Origin of the sequence: Streptomyces sp. TRM70350 (assembly GCF_019219825.1) — a bacterium.
In the GTDB taxonomy this organism is placed as follows: Bacteria; Actinomycetota; Actinomycetes; order Streptomycetales; family Streptomycetaceae; genus Streptomyces.
Genome location: NZ_JAHUXH010000004.1, coordinates 76,819 through 94,821 on the forward strand (window position 1 = coordinate 76,819; position 18,003 = coordinate 94,821).

Here is an 18,003-nt window from a genome sequence, read left to right on the forward strand (position 1 = left end):
AGTGAGCCGCGCATGAAATCGCATCAGGCCGATCCGGGCAGAGCGGCCCGGACCGCGCCGGTGGTCGTCGTCGGGGCGGGCCCGGTCGGTGTCACCGCCGCCCTCCTGCTCGCCCGCCGCGGGGTGCGCAGCATCCTGCTGGAGCGGCACCGGGACGTGTACCCGCTGCCGCGCGCCGTGGCCATGGACGACGAGGTCCGCCGGATCCTCCAGGCCGTCGGCGTCCACGAGGAGTTCACCGCCATCGCCCGGCCCGCGGGCGGCCTACGGCTGCTGGATGCCCGGCACCGGGTGATGGCCGAGTTCCGGCGCGACGACCCGCACGGCCACCACGGCTTTCCGCAGACCACCCTCTTCGACCAGCCCGAACTGGAACGGCTGCTCCGGCGCGAGCTGGCCCGCCGCCCCGAGTGCGAGCTGCGGGGCGGAGTGGAGGTCGTCGCCGTCGAACCGGACGTGCCCGGTGGAGGGGCGCGGGTCACGCTGCGCGACCAGGCCACGGACGGGGTGGAGCACCTGTGGGCGGACGCCGTCCTGGGCTGCGACGGCGCGGGCAGCCTCACCCGCGACGCGATCGGCGCCGTATGGGAGGACCTGCGCTTCGAGGAGACGTGGACGGTCGTCGACGTGCGCACCAGCCTGCCGGTACGCACCTGGGAAGGAGTCGACCAGGTCTGCGACCCCGCCCGGCCCGCGACCTTCATGCGGATCGGCGAGGACCGCTACCGCTGGGAGTTCCGGCTGGGGCCGGGCTCCGGGGACCTGCGTGAGCTGGTCGCCCCCTGGGTGGAGCTGCCGTACGACGACGACGGCCTGGAGGTGATACGGCAGGCGCGGTACACCTTCCGGGCACGCGTCGCCGACCGCTGGCGCCGGGGCCGGGTCTTCCTCCTCGGCGACGCCGCGCACCTGACCCCGCCGTTCATCGGGCAGGGCCTGTGTTCGGGGCTGCGAGACGCCTACAACCTCTCCTGGAAGCTCGCCCGGGTGCTGGAACAGGGCGCGGACGACCGCCTGCTCGACTCCTACCAGAACGAACGCAAGCCGCACGCCCGGCACATGATCCGTCTCGCGATGGCGACGGGCTGGGCCATGACCGGCGGACAGGACAGGGCCTCCGCCCTGCGCCGCACCGCGCTCGGTGCGGTCTGCCGCATCCCCGCGCTCACCTCCTACCTCGCCGAGCACGGCCTCAGCCCGACCCTGGGCCGGGGCCCCCTGGTGCACCACGGCCGCCGCCTTGCGGGCGTCCTCGTCCCCCAGCCGTGGGTGACGACGGACCGTGGGCGCGTCCGCCTCGACGACGTGCTCGGCGACTCCTTCGCGGTCCTGTCCGCCGTACCGCCCGCCCCGGCCGTCCGGGCCGTCGCCCAGGCGCTCGGCGCCCGGATCGTCCGCATCGACGTCCCCGACGGCGCCACTGCCGGGGACACGGCCGTCATCGACGACGGGACCCTCGCCGCCTGGCTGCGCACCGGCCGGGCGGACGCCGTCCTGCTGCGTCCCGACCGCGTCGTGATGAGCACCGTTCCGGCAGGTGGCGGCGGATTCACCGGTACGTCCGCCTGGGCGCCGCTGCTGTGCACGGCCCGCCGCCCCGCCCCCGCACCCCCGTCGAGGAGCACCACGCCATGACCGCGCCGCCCCCGCACCTCCGCCGCGTGATCGGCGGTGCAGGCGTGGCCGACTGGCAGCTTTCGGCGGCGTACTCCAGGCGGCGGGCCTGCTGCTCGCCGCGCCGAACAGGACCTCGTACGACGAAGCCCGTACCCACAGTCGGGCGTCCTTTCGAGACCTTCACCACATCAGCGCAGGTCGTCGCCGCTCGGGGTACCCGGTACGCAACGGCGGCTACAAAGAAACCGTGCCCGACGGGCACGGGAAAGGATCTGCAATGTGTTCCGGTGGACGGAGGTCGCCGACATGGCGGGAGGTTCAGGCGGTCCGGCCGCGAGCGGCGGCGTCGTCGTCGTGTATCCGCGCCGCGGCCACGTCGCAGAACGCCTCAAGCCCCTGCACCAGCGCGATCCGCTGGGCGGCGGGCATCCGGTCCAGCACCGACCGCAACTCCTGTTCCCTGCGCCCGCGCAGATCGGACAGGAAGGCACGCCCCCGGCCGCTGAGATACAGCCGCACCTCCCGCCGGTCCGCCGGGCTCACGCCGCGCTCGACGAACCCGGCCGCCTGCAGCCGGTCGCACAGGCGGCTGGTGGAGGGCGGCGTGGAGGCGAGCGAGTCGGCGAGGGTACGCAGGTTGATGCCCTCGTGGTGTTCGAGGATGAGCATCACGCGCAGCTGGGAGGCGGACACCGGCGCGGTGGACGCCCGGCCCCAGAGGACCTCCAGCAGCTCCGCGGCCGTGGAGGTCACCCGCGCGGCGACCTCGTCCGGCTCGGGGCGGGGGCGGAAGGCAGTCACGGTCACACTCTCGCAGGCACTGGGACTGCCGTCAGCGTACTAGGCGCGCGAGCGGGCCACAGATGCCCTGGAAGGGCGGTGCGGACGGAATTCACCGGCTGTGTCGCGTGAAGAGCCCTGCGAGCGTCAGACGGAGGATGGGGGTGTTGACCATCGTGAACAGATTTGTGGCCGCCGAGCGGGCGTTGCGCACGGCGGCACCCCATGAGTTGCTCGACGCTGTCCGCCGCGTACTGGCCGAGCAGTACACGGCGGAGTCCGTCGAGCTCTACCTGGCCGACTACGGCCTGCGCGTGCTGCAGCCGGTGTCCGTGCCACCGCACACCCTGGAGCCGGTGTCGGTGCACACCAGCCCCGCGGGCCGGGCGTTCGGCGCCCAGGAGCCCTTCGTGGAGGACGTGCGGGACGGGGTGGTGTGCGCGCACCTGCCGGTCACCGTGCGCGGCGACCGGCTCGGCGTGCTGTCGGTGACGCTGCCCGGCGGGGACCACGTACAGCACTGCCTGGGCGAGTTGGCGGAGATCGCGGAGGTGCTCGGGCACGAGGTGGTCGTGGCCGAGCGGGACACCGACGTCTATCTCCAGGCCCGCCGCAAGGACCGGCTGACGCTGGCCGCGGAGATGCAGTGGCAGCTGCTGCCCGGCCGGTCCTGCTCGCGCCCGGAGTACGAGCTGGGCGCCCAACTGGAGCCCGCGTACGCGATCTTCGGGGACAACTTCGACTGGTCCGCGACGGCCGACCGGCTGATGCTGTACGTCACCAACGGCATGGGTGAGGGCATAGAGGCCTCCCTGTTGACGAACCTGGCGATCAGCGCGCTGCGCAACGCGCGGCGGGCCGGCCTCCCCCTCGCCGACCAGGCCGCGCTGGCCGACCAGGCGGTCTACGCCCGTTACCGGGGCCGCAGTTATCTGTCGGTGCTGATGTTCGACTTCGAACTCGCCACCGGCCGCGCCCGCGTGGTGGACGCCGGTTCCCCGCAGCTGCTGCGGCTGCGCGACGGGAAGGTCGAGCGTGTCACCTTCGAGGCCCAACTTCCGTTGGGCATGTTCGAGGAGACCGACTACGTGGCGCAGGAATTCCAGGCCGAGCCCGGTGACCGGCTCGTCTTCGTCAGCGACGGGGTCTACGCCGTGGCCTCCCCGGGCGGGGAGGTGTACGGGGACGCCGCGCTGGCGCGGGCGATCCTGTCCACCCGCCTGCTTCCCGCAGCCGAGGTCCCGCGCGCCATCCTCCGCGAGCTGACCGGCCATCGCGGCCGGCCGGTCCCGGACGACGACGCCCTCGTGGTGTGTCTGGACTGGCACGGGAGATGACCAGGGTCACGGCGAAGGTCCCCTCACGGATGGTGATCGCGTGTTGTTCGTGCCACATCCCCGGCGCTAATGTTTGTCATACGGCAATAAACAGCTGAAGCTGAGCCGCTCGCAAGGCCGCAGGAGCCTGTGCGGTAAGGAGACGATGCAGGTGGAACAGCAGGACGCGGCGAACGAGTTGGCGACGCGGCAGGTGGCCGCCTTCCTCGACCGTTCCCGGGAGCAGATCGCCCAGCGCTGGGCCGACGCCAGCCTTTTCCGTACGGTCTTCACCGTCTCCCGCGACGAGGCCGTGGAGGCCGGCAAGGCCGTGGTCGACGCGCTGGCCGCGGTCGCCGGTTCCGGCAGGCTGGAGGACATCGCGGCGCCCGGATTCGAGGGGGTGCGCGACCAGTTGGGGCGGATGGCCGCCTCCCGGGCCCGTACCGGACTGAGCCCGGCGCAGATCGCCGACGAGGTCGCCGCGCTGCGCGAACCGGCCGTCGCCCTGCTGCGCGGCGGGTTCGCCGACCCGGCCGATCCGCAGGCCGGGGACTGTGTGCTGGCGCTGACCATGCTGATGGGCACCCTGCGGCTGGTGGTGATGGAACGGACGCTCAGCGCGGGCGAGGAACTGATCGAGCGTCAGCGGCAGCAGCTGCTGGAAGTGGCCACGCCGGTGGTCAAGTTGTGGGAGGGCACCGTCGCCGTACCGCTGATCGGCACCCTGGACAGCGCGCGCAGCCAGGTCGTGATGGAGAACCTGCTGGACGCGATCGTCGCCCAGCGCGCCCGGTACGCCATCCTCGACATCACCGGCGTGCCCACCGTCGACTCGCTGGTCGCCCAGCACCTGATGAAGACGGTGGCCGCCGCCCGGCTGATGGGCGCCGAGTGCATCGTCTCCGGCATCCGCCCCGCGATCGCGCAGACCATCGTCCACCTCGGCATCGACCTCGGATCCGTGCTCACCCACGCCACCCTCGCCGACGCGCTCGCCTACGCCATCACCCAGCAGGACGCCGAGCGCTCGACGCGCGCGGCGGCGGGAGCGGGCCCGCGGTGAGCGCTTCCGCCGCCGATCACCCCGCGGCCCCGGTACCCGTACTGGCCCTGGGGGACATCCTGCTCGTCACCCTCCAGGGCGAGTTGCACGACGGGATGGCAGAGCAGCTCCAGCACGACATCACCCAGCGCATCGCGGGCAGCAAGGTGGCCGGGGTGGTCATCGACATCTCCGGCGTGGACATCGTCGACTCCTTCCTCGGCCGCGTCCTCGCCGAGATCGCCTCCACCGCCCGCCTGCTGGCCGCCCGCACGGTGCTGGCCGGCATGCGACCCGCCGTGGCCATCACGCTCGTCGAACTGGGGCTCACCCTGCCCGGTCTGCACACCGCCCTGGACACCGAACGCGCCCTGGAACTCCTCGGCCGCCCCGCGAGCAGGGGGCGACCATGACGCCGACCTCCCGCCACGCCGCCGCGACCACCCTGCCGATCGGCTCGGACGCCGATCTGGCCTGGGTACGGCAGCAGGTGCGGCAGGTCGGCGCCGAACTCGGGTTCGGGCTGGTGCAGTTGACCAAACTGGTCACCGCGGCCAGCGAACTCGCCCGTAACACGCTCGTCCACGGCGGCGGAGGGCACGTGGAGATCACCCCGTTGGACAACGGACAGGACCGGGGACTGCGGCTGTCGTTCGTCGACGCCGGTCCCGGCATCCGGGACGTCGAGCTGGCCATGACCGACGGCTACACCACCGGCGGCGGCCTGGGCCTCGGCCTGAGCGGGGCCAAGCGCCTGGTCAACGAACTGACCATCGACACCGAGCCCGGCCGGGGCACCACCGTCACCGTCGTCGCCTGGAACGCCGTGCTCCCCACCGCCCGGCCGGGGACCGTATGAGCCGGGTCTGGGACATCCCCGTGCACGACTCCACCCGGGTCCGCGACGTCCGGGTCGCCGCCGAGGCGGCCGGCGCCCAGGCCGGGCTCGACCCGCACCGCATCGCGGTGGCCGCCCTGGTGGCCACCGAACTCGCCACGAACCTCGTCAAACACGCCGACGGCGGCCGCATCGTGATCAACCTCGTCGAACGCCCCGCACCCGACACCCCCGTGCCCTCGGTGCAGCTCGTCTCCCTCGACCACGGACCCGGCATCACCGACGTCGAGGCCGCGCTGCGCGACGGCCACACCACCGCCTCCGCCTCCCTCGGCGCGGGCCTCGGCACCTGCCTGCGGATATCCAGCGACTTCGACCTGTACAGCACCCGCGGCCGGGGCACCGTCGCGATCGCCCGCATCGACCGGACGCCCCGGGCCCGGCGGACGGTGCCCTCGTCCGGACCGCGCGTGGGAGGCATCAACATCCCCCTCGCGCAGGCCGAGCACTCCGGCGACGCCTGGAGCTGGGTGCGCACCCAGCGGCGGCTGACGCTGATGCTCGCCGACGGGCTCGGCCACGGCGCCAAGGCAGCCCAGGCCTCCGGCGCCGCCGTCCAGGAACTGCACCGCACCGGACACCTGCCGCCCGTGGAGATCCTGCGGCACCTCAACACCGCGCTGCGGACCACCCGGGGCGCGGCCGTCGCCGTAGCACAGGTGGACATGGACACCGACCAGCTCGGCTTCGCCGGCATCGGCAACATCGGCGCCCGCCTGCACACCGACGGTGCCTGGCAGCCGCTGGTCTCGCATCCCGGCATCGTCGGCGCGCACTTCCCGGCCACCGTGCCGCTGCGACAGCTCCCGTGGCGGCCGGACAGCCTGCTCGTCCTGCACAGCGACGGGCTGCCCAGCCGCTGGACCCCGCCCGGCGACCCCCGTCTCCTCCACCACGACCCCGCGGTGGTGGCCGCGGCCGTCCTGCGCGATGCCAGCAGCGCCGCCCGCCCCCTACGCGACGACACCAGTGTGGCCGTACTGGCCCCCGACAGCCGGATTCGCGCCCATGACCGCCGCCCCTGACATCTGGAAGATCAGCTCGGCCGCCGACGCCGCCCGGGCCCGGAGCGCCGTCGCCCGGCTCACCGCGCACGCCCCGGTCCTCGACCGCGCCCGCTTCCTGACCGACCTCACCGCACAGCTCCGGCGCTGCCTCGACGAAGGCGGCGCGGAACTCGTCCTCGCCGCCCGCAACGCCGACCGGCTCCAGGTCGACGTACGACCGGCGGGCCGACCGCCGCGCCGCCTCACGCTCGCCTGCCCTCGACTTCCCGGCGGGGAGGGCGCCGACAGCACGGACCTCGCCGACGCCCTGCTCGCCGCGGACAAGGACATCGCGGCGGTCCTGGAGTGTCTGGAGGAGAAGGACGAACTGGTCCGCTTCCACCGCGAGGAGCTGCACGAGACCAACCAGGGCGTGCTGGCCCTGCACGCCGAACTGGACGCGGGCGCACGCGCCCAGCGGGAGCTGCTCGACGCCGAGCGGGCCGCGCGCGCCGAGGCCGAGAAGGCACGCCGACTGCTGACCTTCCTCGCCGACGCCAGCGCCGCCGTGACCGCCTCGCTCGACCACGAGGCCATCCTGCGCCGCCTGCCCGAACTGCTCGTCCCCGAGTACGCCGGGCATGTCGACGTCTGGCTCTTCGACGACGAGCAGGTGCCCCGGGGCGGCGGCCGCCCCGGGGCCGCCGTGACCGCCGCCCGCACCGGCCGCCCCCAGCACGCCGCCGACCACCCGGGCGGCCTGCCCGGCGTCGACGACCTGCCCGCCTCCGTGCTGGCCCCGGGCCGGCCGCTGCTGTGCATCCCGCTCACCGGGCACCGGATGCTGGGCGTGCTGACGCTGACCGCTCCCGGCCCCCGCTTCGACCCGGACACCTCCGTCATGCTGGTCGAACTGGCCCGCAGGATCGGCACCGCCCTCGACCACGCCCGCCGCTACGAACAGCACCGCGACATCGCCGAGGCCCTGCAGCGCGCCCAGCTCACCGACCTGCCCGACATCGAGGGCGTCACCCTGGCCGCGCGCTATCTGCCCGCCACACGCGGCCTCAACATCGGCGGCGACTGGTACGACGCCTTCCCGCAGCCCGACGGCAGCCTGCTCGCGGTGATAGGAGACGTCACGGGGCACGGCCTGCGGGCGGCCGTGATGATGGGCCAGTTGCGTACCGCCCTGCGCGCGTACGCCGTGGAGGGTGACGGGCCCGGCCGGATCCTCACGCGGCTGCACCACATGCTCGGCCAGCAGCAGCCCGACCTGTACGCCACCGCGGTCGTCGCCCGCTTCCGGCCCGGCGACCCCACCCTCGTGTGGGCCGCCGCCGGGCACCCGCCCCTCGTGGTGCGCGAACCGGACGGCTCGGTGCGGGTCCTGGACGCCAAGCCGGGGATCATGCTGGGGGTGCCCATCCCGTACGAGTTCCAGGAGCACGCCGTCGACCTCCCGCCCGGCTCGACACTCGCGCTGTACACCGACGGCCTGGTCGAGCGGCGGGCCCTGGGCATCGACCCCGGCATCGAACGGCTCACCGAGGCCCTGGCCGCGCTGAGCGGCACGGAACTGGAGCGGGACCTGGACGCCTCCGCCGAGTCCCTGCTCAAGCCGATGCTGCACGACTCCGAACGCGACGACGACGTCTGCATGCTGCTCTGCCACACCACCCGGACACCGTCCCCGGTGCCCGTACCGTCCCCGAGACCGGACCGAGGCGCCGTGCGGACCGACGTCCCGGACCGGTCGCTGCCGCGATAGCGAGGAGGCGGGTGAAGGGGGACAGCACCGACACAGGCGATCTTCGCGGCAGTACGGCGGCCATGTATGCGCCTCGCGCGGGCCGCACTCATGCGTCGGGTGCCGCGTCCCCCGGAAACGGCGCCTCCCGGGGCCGGGTCGCCAGGAACGCCCGCAGCCCCCGGCTGAGCGCGTCCCGCTCGCCGGGCTCCATCACCGCCAGCGCCGCCCCCAGCGCCCGCGCCCGCCGCTCGGCCACATCGCCGAGCACATGCCGCCCATGGGCCGTCAGACTCAACCGCACCTCACGCCGTCGGCGCGGATGCAGCGCCCGCTCCAGCAGCCCGGCCGCCTCCAGCCGGTCGCACAGCCGACTGGCCGTCGGAAGCCCTATGTCCAGCCGCTCCGCCAGCCCCGTCAGATTCAGCCCCGGCGCCACCTCCAGCGCCCGCAACGCCCGCAACTGGTGCGGCGACAACCGCAGCGCCGCGCCCTGCGCCGACAGCGACCACAGGTTCGCCAGGCTCTCCACGGCATCGGCGATCTCCAGCGCGACGGCCTCCGGACCGTCACCCGATCCCTTCGCCTGATCGTCGCCGGGGCCGCCGAGGTGGGTCACGAAACATCACTTTCAGTAAGCTCGGGGCGTGTGGGTCAGCCTCTCAGAGGCTGTACCCGAAGCGGGCGAGGACAAGCAGCACCGCGCAGACCACCAACCATTGCCGTCCGGAGTCTCGACGCCGGATGCACCGTGCCGCAGACTCACCCCAGAACCGGGTCGTTTCGCGTGCGCCGGGGAGGTGGGCACAGGGTGGACACGACCGTCGAGTCGGCGTCGGGCCCATCGGACGGCGAGAGCCGGGCCGCGCCGGGACCCGTGCTGGGCCGGGCGCTGCGGGTGCTCGGTGCCTTCAGTCCCGCCCGGCCCGCGCTGACGCTGAGCGAACTGTCGCGGAGCTGTGGCCTGCCCACCTCGACCGTGCACCGGATGCTCGGGCCGCTGCTGGAGTGGGGCGCGCTGGAGCGCGGCGCGGACGGGCGGTACCGGGTGGGGCTGCGGCTGTGGGAGCTGGGCGCGCTCGCGCCGCGCGGGCCCGGGCTGCGGGAGCGGGCGCTGCCGTATCTGGAGGACCTGTTCCAGAGCACCGGCGAGAACGTGCAGCTCGCGGTGCGGGAAGGCACCGAGCTGGTGTTCGTGGAGCGGATCCGGGGGACCGGCGCGGTGCCCGTGCTCACCCGGGTCGGCGGTCGCTTCGCGATGAGCGCCACCGGAGTGGGCCTCGTCCTGCTCGCGCACGCGCCGCGCGACGTGCAGGACGAGGTACTGGCCGGGCCCGTGCCCCGCTTCACCGAACGGACCCTCACCGATCCGCAGGTCCTGCGCCGCGTCCTGGGCGACATCCGCCGCGTCGGCTACGCCGTCAGCGACCGGCAGGTCACCATGGACGCCCTCTCCGTCGCGGCTCCCGTGTACGGGCCGGGGGAGGGCGTGGTCGCCGCGGTCTCCCTGGTCGTACGCCACTGCGAGGGCCACCCCCGCTCACCGCACCTGCTGGCACCCCTCGTCTGCACCACGGCCCGAGCCATCACGCGCGCCCTGGGCACCCGGCCCACCGGCGCACCGGCCCGTGAGGCCACACCGTGCCTGGCGGGGGAGGACTGCGCCTGCGGGGCGGCTTCGCCGACTCGGGACGCGTAACGGGCGGTCCCCCCGACTCCTTCCCGGCATCCGGGAAACCCCCTCGCCCCCCGTCGCCCGCCCGGCCAGAATCCCCGCATCCGCCGCACCCCCGGGGCGCGTACGAGCCGCCGTACCGCACCACCGTGCCCCGACCGCCGTGTGCCGGACGCCGGACCGGGCCGTCGACGACGGAGGGCTGCCATGACCTGTCCCCGCGCAGATGTACGCACCGCGTCCCCGGTCCAGTGACCCGCCTTCGCGTGCCTCACGAAAGGAACGCCAGTGACCGCATTCGTGCGCAACCAGTGGTACGTCGCCGCCTACGCCCACGAGGTCGGCCGGGAACTGCTGGGCCGTACCGTCCTCGGTGAGCCGATCCTGCTGTACCGGACCGAGGACGGCCGCGCCGTGGGCCTCGCCGACCGGTGCGTGCACCGCCGCTTCCCGCTGTCGGAGCACCCCAGCCGCCTGGAGGGCGACAAGGTGGTCTGCGGGTACCACGGCTTCACCTACGGCACCGACGGCGTCTGCGTCCGCGTCCCCGGCCAGTCCCGCGTCCCGCGGACCGCCCGCCTCGCCACGTACCCCGTCGTGGAGCAGAACTCCTTCGTCTGGGTGTGGATCGGCGACCGCGAGCCCGGCGACGCCCTCCCGCCCCGCGCCCCCTGGCTCGACTCGCCCGACTACACCACCGTGTGCGGCATGGAGCCGATCGAGGGCGACTACGGCCTCCTCGTCGACAACCTCCTCGACCTCTCCCACGAGACCTACCTGCACGGCGGCTACATCGGCACCCCCGAGGTCGCCGAGACCCCGATCACCACGGAGGTCGACGACAAGTCCGCGATCGTACGGGTCAGTCGGCACATGGACGACGCCGAGTGCCCGCCGTTCTACGCCAACTCCACCGGCATCCAGGGCCGGATCACCCGCTGGCAGGACATCGAGTACCACGCCCCCGCCCTCTACCTGCTGCACTCCCGGGTCGCCCCCGTCGGCACCCCCGCCCCCCGCCCGGACGGCAGCGACCCGGACGCCTTCCACGTCGAGGTGGTGTACGGCATCACCCCGTCCACCGAGAGGTCGACGTACGACTTCTGGGCCGTGGCCCGCGACTTCGCGCTCGACGACCAGGAGGTCACGGACTACCTGCGGTCCAGCAACCACACCGTGGTGATGCAGGACGTGGTCGCACTCAACGCCCTCCAGCGCGCCCTGGACACCGAGAAGCCCGGCTACCAGGAACTGTCCATCAACATCGACACCGGCGGCCTGGCCGCCCGCCGCATCCTGGCCCGGCTCGCCGCCGAGAACACCCCGCAGGCGGCGGCCCGATGAACACCCTCACCGAGGGCGAGGTGTTCCGCATCCACTGGGTCCCCGGCACCGACCGCCTGCTCGCCGTCTGCCACTGCGGCGGCGAGCGGGAGTTCGAGGACCCGGTGACGCTGTGGGACTGGCTGCTCGCCCACCCGGAGGGCCACAGCGGCCCGTACGCCGACGCACCGCCCGCCGCCTCCTGACCGCCCCGGAGATGCACGTGACCACCGTGACCCCCGTGAGTACCGCCCTGCCGACCACCGCGGAGCCCGAGCACGAAGGCGAACACACCCTCGTCGTCGCGGCCCGGGACCACCTCGCCGAGGGCGTCGTCCGCCTCACGCTCACCCGCCCCGACGGCGGTGCGCTGCCCCCCTGGCAGCCCGGCGCCCACCTCGACCTCTGCCTCGCCTCCGGCCTCGTACGGCAGTACTCGCTCTGCTCCGATCCCGCCGACCGCACCCGCTGGCAGGTGGCGGTGCTGCGCGCCCCGGGCGGCCGGGGCGGCTCCGCCGAGGTCCACGACCGCCTCGCCGCCGGCGCCCCGGTGCGGGTCCGCGGCCCACGCAACAACTTCCCGCTGCACCCGGCACCCCGCCACCTCTTCCTGGCCGGCGGCATCGGCGTCACCCCGATCCTCCCCATGGTCCGGCAGGCCGAACAGCTGGGCAGCGACTGGGAGTTGGTGTACGGCGGTCGCAGTCTCGCCACCATGGCGTTCCACGCGGAACTGCGCGAGGCGTACGGCGACCGGGTGCGGCTCGTGCCCCAGGACCGGGACGGACTGCCCGACCTCGACGCCCTGCTCGGCACCCCGCGCCCCGGCACCCTGGTCTACTGCTGCGGCCCCGAGGGGCTGCTGCGGGCGGTGGAGGAGCGCTGCGCGTCCTGGCCGGCCGGTGCGCTGCACGTCGAGCGGTTCGCACCCAAGTGCGCGCCCCGGGAGGTGGAGGGCGAGTTCGAGGTGGAGCTCGCCCGCAGTGGCCGGACCCTCACCGTCCCGCCCGGCACCTCCGTGCTGGACGCCGTCGAGCAGGCCGGCGTCCAGGTGCTGTCCTCCTGCCGCGAGGGCACCTGCGGCACCTGCGAGACCGCGGTGCTGGCCGGAACCGTGGACCACCGGGACTCCCTGCTCACCCCCGACGAGCAGGCCGCACACGACACCATGATGATCTGTATCTCGCGCGCCGCCGGCCCGCGGCTGGTCCTCGACCTGTGAGCGTCGCTCAGCCCTGCTGCCCGCTGATGTTGACCCTCCAGGCGACACCGAGGTGCCACTCTCGCCGTAGGTGACCGAGAGGGTGCCGCCGAAGACCTCCGCACCTGGCCCGGGCCACTGACAACGGCCCGCAGGGACGCCTGCGGTGGCGGACCGTGTCGCTGTTCGGCCGAACGGGTGACATCGCGTAAGAATTGACCGGTGCAGGCGATGAGTGCGAGGCAGATCGGGGGGAGCCGGTGAACAGCCACGATGTCACCGATGAACAATGGGAAGGGCTCGCCCAGGTCGTGCCGCTGCGGGGCCGGGACGCCTGGCCGTCCGCGGTCGACCACCGTGCCCTGCCGGACGCGGAGACCGAGACCCGCCGCCGTTTCGTCGTCCTGCGCGTCAACGTCTTCGCGGACGCCCGCGAGGTCGCCGAGACCCTGATGGCCGGCATTCCGGTGCTTCTCGACCTCACGGGTGCCGAGACGGAAGTCGCCAAGCGGGTCCTGGACTTCAGTACGGGCGTCGTCTTCGGCCTGGGGAGCGGGATGCACCGCGTGGACCGCAACGTGTTCCTGCTGACCCCGCCCGGGACCGAGGTCCAGGGGCTGATGGAAGGGGCGGCGGGCGTTCCCGGGGTGTGAGGGGCAGGCCGGGGTCGCCCGATCGTAGGAAGGTCCGACCGGCGGAACGGTTCGGCCGTGTCCCGGTCTTCTACGGTCCGGACATGGCCGCGCTTCCCACCACCGCCCCGCCCCACACCCCCCTCCCGTCAGGACCGGGGTGTCCGGACCGGCCATGCGTCACGGAGCTGCGGTTGTCCGCGTTCGCCGGGCACCGAGGGGCCCGGTTTCCGCTCGGGCCGTGCACGCTGCTCGCCGGGCCGAGCGGTTCCGGCAAGACCACCGCGCTGCGGGCCTACGAGGCGCTGGCCCGGCTCGGTGGCGGCGCCCGGCTGGGAGAGGTGTTCCCCGACCCGGTCGCCTGCGTGCCGGAGCGGGCACGGCCGGACGCCCAGCGGCGGCGCGGTTTCCGGATCGGCTGTACGGCGGACGGCCCCGAGGGGCCGGTACGGCTCGACATCGCCGTACAGGTCGAGCCCGAACTGCGCATCGTCGGCGAGCGGTTGACGTCCGGTCGGCTCGTCCTGCTGCAGACCGCGCTGCGTGATCCGAGCAGGTCTGCCGTGCAGGCCGCGTGGCACACCGGAGGGTCGGCGCCCGTGACGCGGGCCCCGCTGCCCGACGACCGGCTCGGCACCGCGCTGCTGCCGTTGCGGGTGGCCGGCAGGACCGACGGGCAGCGGCAGGTGCTCGCCGCCGCCGAGCAGATGGTGGTGGCGTTGCGGTCGGTGTTCGCCTGCGATCCGCAGCCCGAGCGGATGCGCACCCCGGTGCCGACCGGCTCCGGGCGCCTCCTCGGCGGCTGCGACAACCTCGCCGACGTCCTGTGGCGCACGCGGGAGGAATGCGCGCGGCGGCACGGGCTGTTCGTCGCGGCGGCACGGGCCGGCTGTGCCGGGAGCGTGGCGGACGTACTGGCCGAACCGGCGGCCGACGGCACGATCCGGGGCAGCCTCGACCGCGGCGACGGACACCGGACCGGCTTCGGGCGGCTGGGCGACGGCGAGTTGAGATACCTGGCGCTCGCCCTGGTGCTGTTCACCGGGCCCGCCGTCCTCGAGGTCGACCCGGTCGGCGAGGTGCCCGCCGCGCTGCAGACCCTCACCGTGCTCACCGACGGGTTCGACCGCTCGCTGGACGTGCCGCAGCGCACCGAACTGCTGCGGCTGGCGGCCCGGATGGGCGAGCGCGGGCACATCCGCTGGGTCGGTGCGGTGAGCGACGCCTCGTCGGCGGCGGGGGAGGACGGGATCACGGTGGTACACCTGGAGCCGTGACAACACCGTCAGCACATCCCGAACCGCCGGACCTCGCCGCTCTCCAGCGCCGGCTCGCCGCGTTCGCCGCCGCGCGCAACTGGCAGCCCTACCACACGCCCAAGAACCTGGTCGCCGCGCTGAGCGTCGAGGCCTCCGAACTCGTCGAGATCTTCCAGTGGTTGACGCCCGAGGAGTCGGCCCGCGTCATGGCCGACCCCGACACCGCGCAGCGCGTCCGGGACGAGGTCGCCGACGTGCTGGCGTATCTGCTCCAGCTGTGCGAGGTGCTCGGCATCGACCCGTTGGCCGCGCTTGCCGCGAAGATCGACCGCAACGAGGAGCGGTTCCCGGCGCCGGAGGGTCCGTGAACACGCGTACCCGGCAGAGCGGAACCGGGAGGGAGGGCACCGCTCCACTTTCACGCTGCGTATCCAAAATCCGAGCTGAATCCGAATTGTTGTCCACAGATTTCCGTCTTCCACTGGCTTTTCGTCTCAGGCGCCCTCACGCTGGGTAGTGAACAAGGGAGTGCGGGCAGACGTGCGGAGAGAGCGCGTCGGGACAGACGGGGGCAGCGCATGGACGCGGTGCGACTCATCCTGACGAGCAGGCGTGCCCTGGCGGGAAGCGGTGAGATACCCGAGATCATGACGGAGGTGTGGCAGGCACAGGCCCTCGCCCAGGCGATCGGCAGCCGCCTCGCCGTCTTCGGCCCGCCCGAACTGCGCGGTGAGGCACTGGGGCTGACCGAGCTGGCGGGCCGCGGCTGCGGCGTGCTGGACGCCCCGGAGCTGGCCCCCGGTGAGCTGCGCGCGGCCCAGCTCACCGAACTGGGCGACGCCCGCCAGGCCCTGCTCTGCCTGGGCAGCCTGCTCGGCGAGGTGGGCATCGCCCTCGTCGGCATCACCTGCGCCGCTCCCGACGAGGGCACGTACTGGCAGTGCATGGAAGCCATTGACGCGGCGGACGAATCGAGGGACCGGGTCCTGGAGATGCTCCGCAAGCTGGCGGACCGGGAGCATGTCGTGCCCGCACGGGAGGCGGGCTAGGGCGTGTTTCGAAAGGAGCGTCGTCCGCCCGAAGGGCGGGCCGGACGGGACTTTCGCAACACGCCACAGGGTTCCCCGTCTCCTAGATCCGCCCCAGCCCCTCCGGAGGCTCGACCCCCCGCTCCTCCGACGTCGCCGGGACCGATCTGTTCGTGCCGGCTGCCTGCAGGTCCGCGTCCAGGGCCGACAGGTCCGCGTTCAGCGCCGCCATCAGCTCCTCCATCTGCTGCAGCAGCCCCTTCGGCTGGGCGTCGCCCCCACCCTGCTGCGGCACGGTCTCTTCGGACATGACGGCCTCCTCGGCCCTGGCCCCCAGGGGAGGCCGGTGCGGGTGTCGCTCCGGCGTTGACGGCGTCGAGCGGCCGGTGCGCGGCGCCGGGCGGTCCGGCTCCGCCCGAGCCAACGATCACCACCTGGGCGGGTCACTGGCACGGGCGCGCACCCGTGCACGGGGTTGACGTGTTTCACCCTCGGCGGGGACGCGTCGGTGCCCCGGGCGACGGCCGCCGGGACCGATGGGGCGCCCGGGATCCCGAACAGGCAGGATGGAGGCATGGATCTTCGAATCTTCACCGAGCCCCAGCAGGGGGCGACCTACGACACCCTGCTCACCGTCGCGAAGGCCACCGAGGACCTCGGCTTCGACGCCTTCTTCCGCTCCGATCACTATGTGAAGATGGGCTCCGTGGACGGCCTGCCCGGCCCCACCGACGCCTGGATCACCCTCGCCGGACTGGCCCGTGAGACCCAGCGCATCCGGCTCGGCACGCTGATGACCGCCGGCACCTTCCGGCTGCCCGGCGTGCTCGCCATCCAGGTCGCGCAGGTCGACCAGATGTCCGGTGGCCGGGTCGAACTCGGCCTGGGCGCGGGCTGGTTCGAGGAGGAGCACACGGCGTACGGCATCCCCTTCCCGAAGGAGAAGTTCGGCCGCCTGGAAGAGCAGCTGGAGATCGTCACCGGGCTGTGGGCCACGGAGGTCGGCCGGACCTTCGACTTCCACGGCAGGTACTACGAGCTCAAGGACTCGCCCGCGCTGCCCAAGCCCACCCAGCCGAAGATCCCGGTCCTCATCGGCGGCCACGGCGCGACCCGCACGCCCAAGCTGGCCGCGAAGTACGCCGACGAGTTCAACATGCCGTTCGCCTCCGTCGAGGACAGCGAGCGCCAGTTCGGCCGGGTCCGCGCCGCCGCCGAGGAGGCCGGACGCAAGGGCGACGACCTCGTCTACTCCAACGCCCTCGTCGTCTGCGTCGGCCAGGACGACCAGGAGGTCGCCCGCCGCGCCGCCGCGATCGGCCGCGAGGTCGACGAACTGAAGCTCAACGGCCTGGCCGGTTCCCCGGCCGAGGTCGTCGACAAGATCGGCCGCTACGCCGAGATCGGCTCCAGCCGCATCTACCTCCAGCTCCTCGACCTCCACGACCTGGACCACCTGGAGCTGATCTCCGCCCAGGTCCAGTCACAGCTGTCGTAAGGCCGGGCCATGTCCTGAGGTCTTCGGGCCCGGATACGTCAACCCCGCCGAGGGCGAGGACCGCGACGGCGGGGTTGACGCACCGACCAGAAGGAAAACCAGTCGTCCATCAGCTCGTCGGCCGGTCCGGCAACTGTTCCTGCTCGTCCTTCTGCCACGCTCCCACCCCGAGCTTCCCCGTCGTCCCCAGGTCCAGCTCCGGTGTCACCGTCACGGGTGCGGCGCCGGGCTTCGCCCATGTCCGTACGTACGGGGCGTTGACCGGCTCGCCGAACTCCGTGGTGTTGCGCCAGACCAGACCGGCCCAGGCGCGCTCGCCGGGCCCCAGGGTCAGCGGCCGGGGCGGGGCGTCGGCCCCCGTGCCGGAGGCGATGGCGTCCCCGCCCTTGAGGATCCGCACGCCCTCGACGGGCTCGTGCCCCTCGTCGAGGATCTGGAGCTCCGGGTAGCCGTTGAGCGGGTACGGCTCACTGCCGCAGTTCTCCAGGTGCAGCCCCACGACCCGCAGCCCCATCGCGGCATCGCCCTGATCGGCGTACACCCGCACCCCGGAGGCCGGGCACGCGCCTCCCCCGGAGGGGGCCTCGTCGGTGGGGACGCTCCTGACCTTGGAGATCGAGACCCGTTCCCCGCCGGTCATGACGACGGTCCGGCGTACCGGGCGACCCGGCTCGACCGACTCCACCGTCTCCTCCCCGGTGGACATCACCTCACCGGTCTCCTTCGCGAAGGCCAAGGAGACGGTGTACGTGAAGGCTTCGGTCCCGTCGTGGGTGACCTCGAACTCGACGCGGTCGCACGTGGCGCCGCGCAGGCCGGTGATCCTGACCCCGTCCCGCTCCGTCCACGACGGGTCGGCGGGGCAGGAGGAGGCCGCACCGCCGCTCGGCGAACCGGCTTGCTGGGTGCCGCACGCGGTGAGCAGCAGCAGGGCGGAGAAGGGGAGAAGGCGGGAGCGCATCCGCCGAGTCGATCAGCACCGGCCCCGTCGAGCT

20 protein-coding genes are annotated in these 18,003 nt (G+C 73.3%); 16 read left to right on the forward strand and 4 right to left on the reverse strand.

Annotated elements, in window-relative coordinates:
- Nucleotides 1-12: 12 nt before the first annotated feature.
- Nucleotides 13-1,635 (forward strand): bifunctional 3-(3-hydroxy-phenyl)propionate/3-hydroxycinnamic acid hydroxylase, encoded by a 1,623-nt coding sequence (locus tag KWI83_RS08375; protein WP_218513653.1) that lies wholly within the window; start codon nt 13-15, stop codon nt 1,633-1,635.
- Nucleotides 1,636-1,935: 300 nt separating this feature from the next.
- Here KWI83_RS08375 and KWI83_RS08380 read toward each other — a convergent pair whose 3' ends face one another.
- Nucleotides 1,936-2,424 (reverse strand): MarR family winged helix-turn-helix transcriptional regulator, encoded by a 489-nt coding sequence (locus KWI83_RS08380; protein WP_218513654.1) that lies wholly within the window; start codon nt 2,422-2,424, stop codon nt 1,936-1,938.
- Between the two features lie 149 nt (nt 2,425-2,573).
- Between KWI83_RS08380 and KWI83_RS08385 the strand changes: the two genes are divergently transcribed.
- From KWI83_RS08385 to KWI83_RS08410, 6 genes are all read left to right on the forward strand, one after another.
- Nucleotides 2,574-3,734, forward strand: a complete 1,161-nt coding sequence (locus KWI83_RS08385) for a PP2C family protein-serine/threonine phosphatase (RefSeq protein WP_308121999.1) — start codon at nt 2,574-2,576, stop codon at nt 3,732-3,734.
- 145 nt (nt 3,735-3,879) lie between these two features.
- Entirely contained in the window at nt 3,880-4,779 is a 900-nt protein-coding gene (locus KWI83_RS08390) for an STAS domain-containing protein (RefSeq protein WP_218513656.1), read from the forward strand.
- Entirely contained in the window at nt 4,776-5,171 is a 396-nt protein-coding gene (locus KWI83_RS08395) for an STAS domain-containing protein (protein ID WP_218513657.1), read from the forward strand. The genes KWI83_RS08390 and KWI83_RS08395 overlap by 4 nt, the downstream gene beginning before the upstream one ends.
- The gene (locus tag KWI83_RS08400; RefSeq protein ID WP_218513658.1) at nt 5,168-5,617 is read left to right on the forward strand and encodes an ATP-binding protein; all 450 of its coding nucleotides are present in this window, start codon (nt 5,168-5,170) and stop codon (nt 5,615-5,617) included. Before KWI83_RS08395 ends, KWI83_RS08400 begins: the two co-directional genes overlap by 4 nt.
- On the forward strand, nt 5,614-6,681 hold the full coding sequence (locus KWI83_RS08405; RefSeq protein ID WP_218513659.1) for a SpoIIE family protein phosphatase: 1,068 nt from the start codon (nt 5,614-5,616) through the stop codon (nt 6,679-6,681). The genes KWI83_RS08400 and KWI83_RS08405 overlap by 4 nt, the downstream gene beginning before the upstream one ends.
- Entirely contained in the window at nt 6,665-8,413 is a 1,749-nt protein-coding gene (locus tag KWI83_RS08410; protein ID WP_218513660.1) for a PP2C family protein-serine/threonine phosphatase, read from the forward strand. Before KWI83_RS08405 ends, KWI83_RS08410 begins: the two co-directional genes overlap by 17 nt.
- Nucleotides 8,414-8,501: 88 nt before the next feature.
- Here KWI83_RS08410 and KWI83_RS08415 read toward each other — a convergent pair whose 3' ends face one another.
- The gene (locus KWI83_RS08415; protein WP_218513661.1) at nt 8,502-9,011 is read right to left on the reverse strand and encodes a MarR family transcriptional regulator; all 510 of its coding nucleotides are present in this window, start codon (nt 9,009-9,011) and stop codon (nt 8,502-8,504) included.
- 192 nt (nt 9,012-9,203) lie between these two features.
- On the opposite strand from KWI83_RS08415, the gene KWI83_RS08420 reads away from it, so the two are divergent.
- The 8 genes from KWI83_RS08420 (at nt 9,204) to KWI83_RS08455 (ending at nt 15,531) form a co-directional block, all read left to right on the forward strand.
- On the forward strand, nt 9,204-10,091 hold the full coding sequence (locus KWI83_RS08420) for an IclR family transcriptional regulator (protein WP_218513662.1): 888 nt from the start codon (nt 9,204-9,206) through the stop codon (nt 10,089-10,091).
- 264 nt (nt 10,092-10,355) lie between these two features.
- Nucleotides 10,356-11,411, forward strand: coding sequence for an aromatic ring-hydroxylating dioxygenase subunit alpha (locus KWI83_RS08425; protein WP_218513663.1), 1,056 nt, complete (start codon nt 10,356-10,358; stop codon nt 11,409-11,411).
- Nucleotides 11,408-11,596 (forward strand): hypothetical protein, encoded by a 189-nt coding sequence (locus KWI83_RS08430; RefSeq protein WP_218513664.1) that lies wholly within the window; start codon nt 11,408-11,410, stop codon nt 11,594-11,596. The genes KWI83_RS08425 and KWI83_RS08430 overlap by 4 nt, the downstream gene beginning before the upstream one ends.
- 11 nt (nt 11,597-11,607) lie before the next feature.
- Nucleotides 11,608-12,612 carry a PDR/VanB family oxidoreductase gene (locus KWI83_RS08435; RefSeq protein WP_218513665.1) on the forward strand — a complete coding sequence of 335 codons (1,005 nt, stop codon included), beginning with the start codon at nt 11,608-11,610 and terminating at the stop codon, nt 12,610-12,612.
- A gap of 239 nt (nt 12,613-12,851) precedes the next feature.
- On the forward strand, nt 12,852-13,244 hold the full coding sequence (locus KWI83_RS08440) for a cell division protein SepF (protein WP_218513666.1): 393 nt from the start codon (nt 12,852-12,854) through the stop codon (nt 13,242-13,244).
- An 83-nt stretch (nt 13,245-13,327) separates the two neighbouring features.
- Entirely contained in the window at nt 13,328-14,500 is a 1,173-nt protein-coding gene (locus KWI83_RS08445; RefSeq protein WP_218513667.1) for an ATP-binding protein, read from the forward strand.
- Nucleotides 14,497-14,850, forward strand: a complete 354-nt coding sequence (locus tag KWI83_RS08450; protein WP_218513668.1) for a nucleotide pyrophosphohydrolase — start codon at nt 14,497-14,499, stop codon at nt 14,848-14,850. Before KWI83_RS08445 ends, KWI83_RS08450 begins: the two co-directional genes overlap by 4 nt.
- Nucleotides 14,851-15,060: 210 nt before the next feature.
- Nucleotides 15,061-15,531: a DUF6099 family protein gene (locus tag KWI83_RS08455; RefSeq protein WP_218513669.1), complete on the forward strand. Its 471-nt coding sequence runs from the start codon at nt 15,061-15,063 to the stop codon at nt 15,529-15,531.
- A gap of 82 nt (nt 15,532-15,613) precedes the next feature.
- Here the strand turns inward: KWI83_RS08455 and KWI83_RS08460 are convergent, their stop codons facing one another.
- Complete coding sequence (locus tag KWI83_RS08460) at nt 15,614-15,820, reverse strand: hypothetical protein (RefSeq protein WP_218513670.1); 207 nt, start codon at nt 15,818-15,820, stop codon at nt 15,614-15,616.
- A gap of 264 nt (nt 15,821-16,084) precedes the next feature.
- Between KWI83_RS08460 and KWI83_RS08465 the strand changes: the two genes are divergently transcribed.
- On the forward strand, nt 16,085-17,008 hold the full coding sequence (locus KWI83_RS08465) for an LLM class F420-dependent oxidoreductase (RefSeq protein ID WP_218513671.1): 924 nt from the start codon (nt 16,085-16,087) through the stop codon (nt 17,006-17,008).
- 109 nt (nt 17,009-17,117) lie between these two features.
- Here the strand turns inward: KWI83_RS08465 and KWI83_RS08470 are convergent, their stop codons facing one another.
- Entirely contained in the window at nt 17,118-17,969 is an 852-nt protein-coding gene (locus tag KWI83_RS08470; RefSeq protein WP_218513672.1) for a DUF4232 domain-containing protein, read from the reverse strand.
- Nucleotides 17,970-18,003 lie beyond the last annotated feature (34 nt).

Excerpts from the sequence above, each read along its gene's own strand:
- KWI83_RS08375 (WP_218513653.1), top strand. The coding sequence starts at position 13 with ATGAAATCGCATCAGGCCGATCCGGGCAGAGCGGCCCGGACCGCGCCG.
- KWI83_RS08390 (WP_218513656.1), top strand. The coding sequence starts at position 3,880 with ATGCAGGTGGAACAGCAGGACGCGGCGAACGAGTTGGCGACGCGGCAG.
- KWI83_RS08400 (WP_218513658.1), top strand. The coding sequence starts at position 5,168 with ATGACGCCGACCTCCCGCCACGCCGCCGCGACCACCCTGCCGATCGGC.
- KWI83_RS08405 (WP_218513659.1), top strand. The coding sequence starts at position 5,614 with ATGAGCCGGGTCTGGGACATCCCCGTGCACGACTCCACCCGGGTCCGC.
- KWI83_RS08410 (WP_218513660.1), top strand. The coding sequence starts at position 6,665 with ATGACCGCCGCCCCTGACATCTGGAAGATCAGCTCGGCCGCCGACGCC.
- KWI83_RS08430 (WP_218513664.1), top strand. The coding sequence starts at position 11,408 with ATGAACACCCTCACCGAGGGCGAGGTGTTCCGCATCCACTGGGTCCCC.
- KWI83_RS08435 (WP_218513665.1), top strand. The coding sequence starts at position 11,608 with ATGCACGTGACCACCGTGACCCCCGTGAGTACCGCCCTGCCGACCACC.
- KWI83_RS08445 (WP_218513667.1), top strand. The coding sequence starts at position 13,328 with ATGGCCGCGCTTCCCACCACCGCCCCGCCCCACACCCCCCTCCCGTCA.
- KWI83_RS08455 (WP_218513669.1), top strand. The coding sequence starts at position 15,061 with ATGGACGCGGTGCGACTCATCCTGACGAGCAGGCGTGCCCTGGCGGGA.
- KWI83_RS08460 (WP_218513670.1), bottom strand. The coding sequence starts at position 15,820 with ATGTCCGAAGAGACCGTGCCGCAGCAGGGTGGGGGCGACGCCCAGCCG.
- KWI83_RS08465 (WP_218513671.1), top strand. The coding sequence starts at position 16,085 with ATGGATCTTCGAATCTTCACCGAGCCCCAGCAGGGGGCGACCTACGAC.
- KWI83_RS08470 (WP_218513672.1), bottom strand. The coding sequence starts at position 17,969 with ATGCGCTCCCGCCTTCTCCCCTTCTCCGCCCTGCTGCTGCTCACCGCG.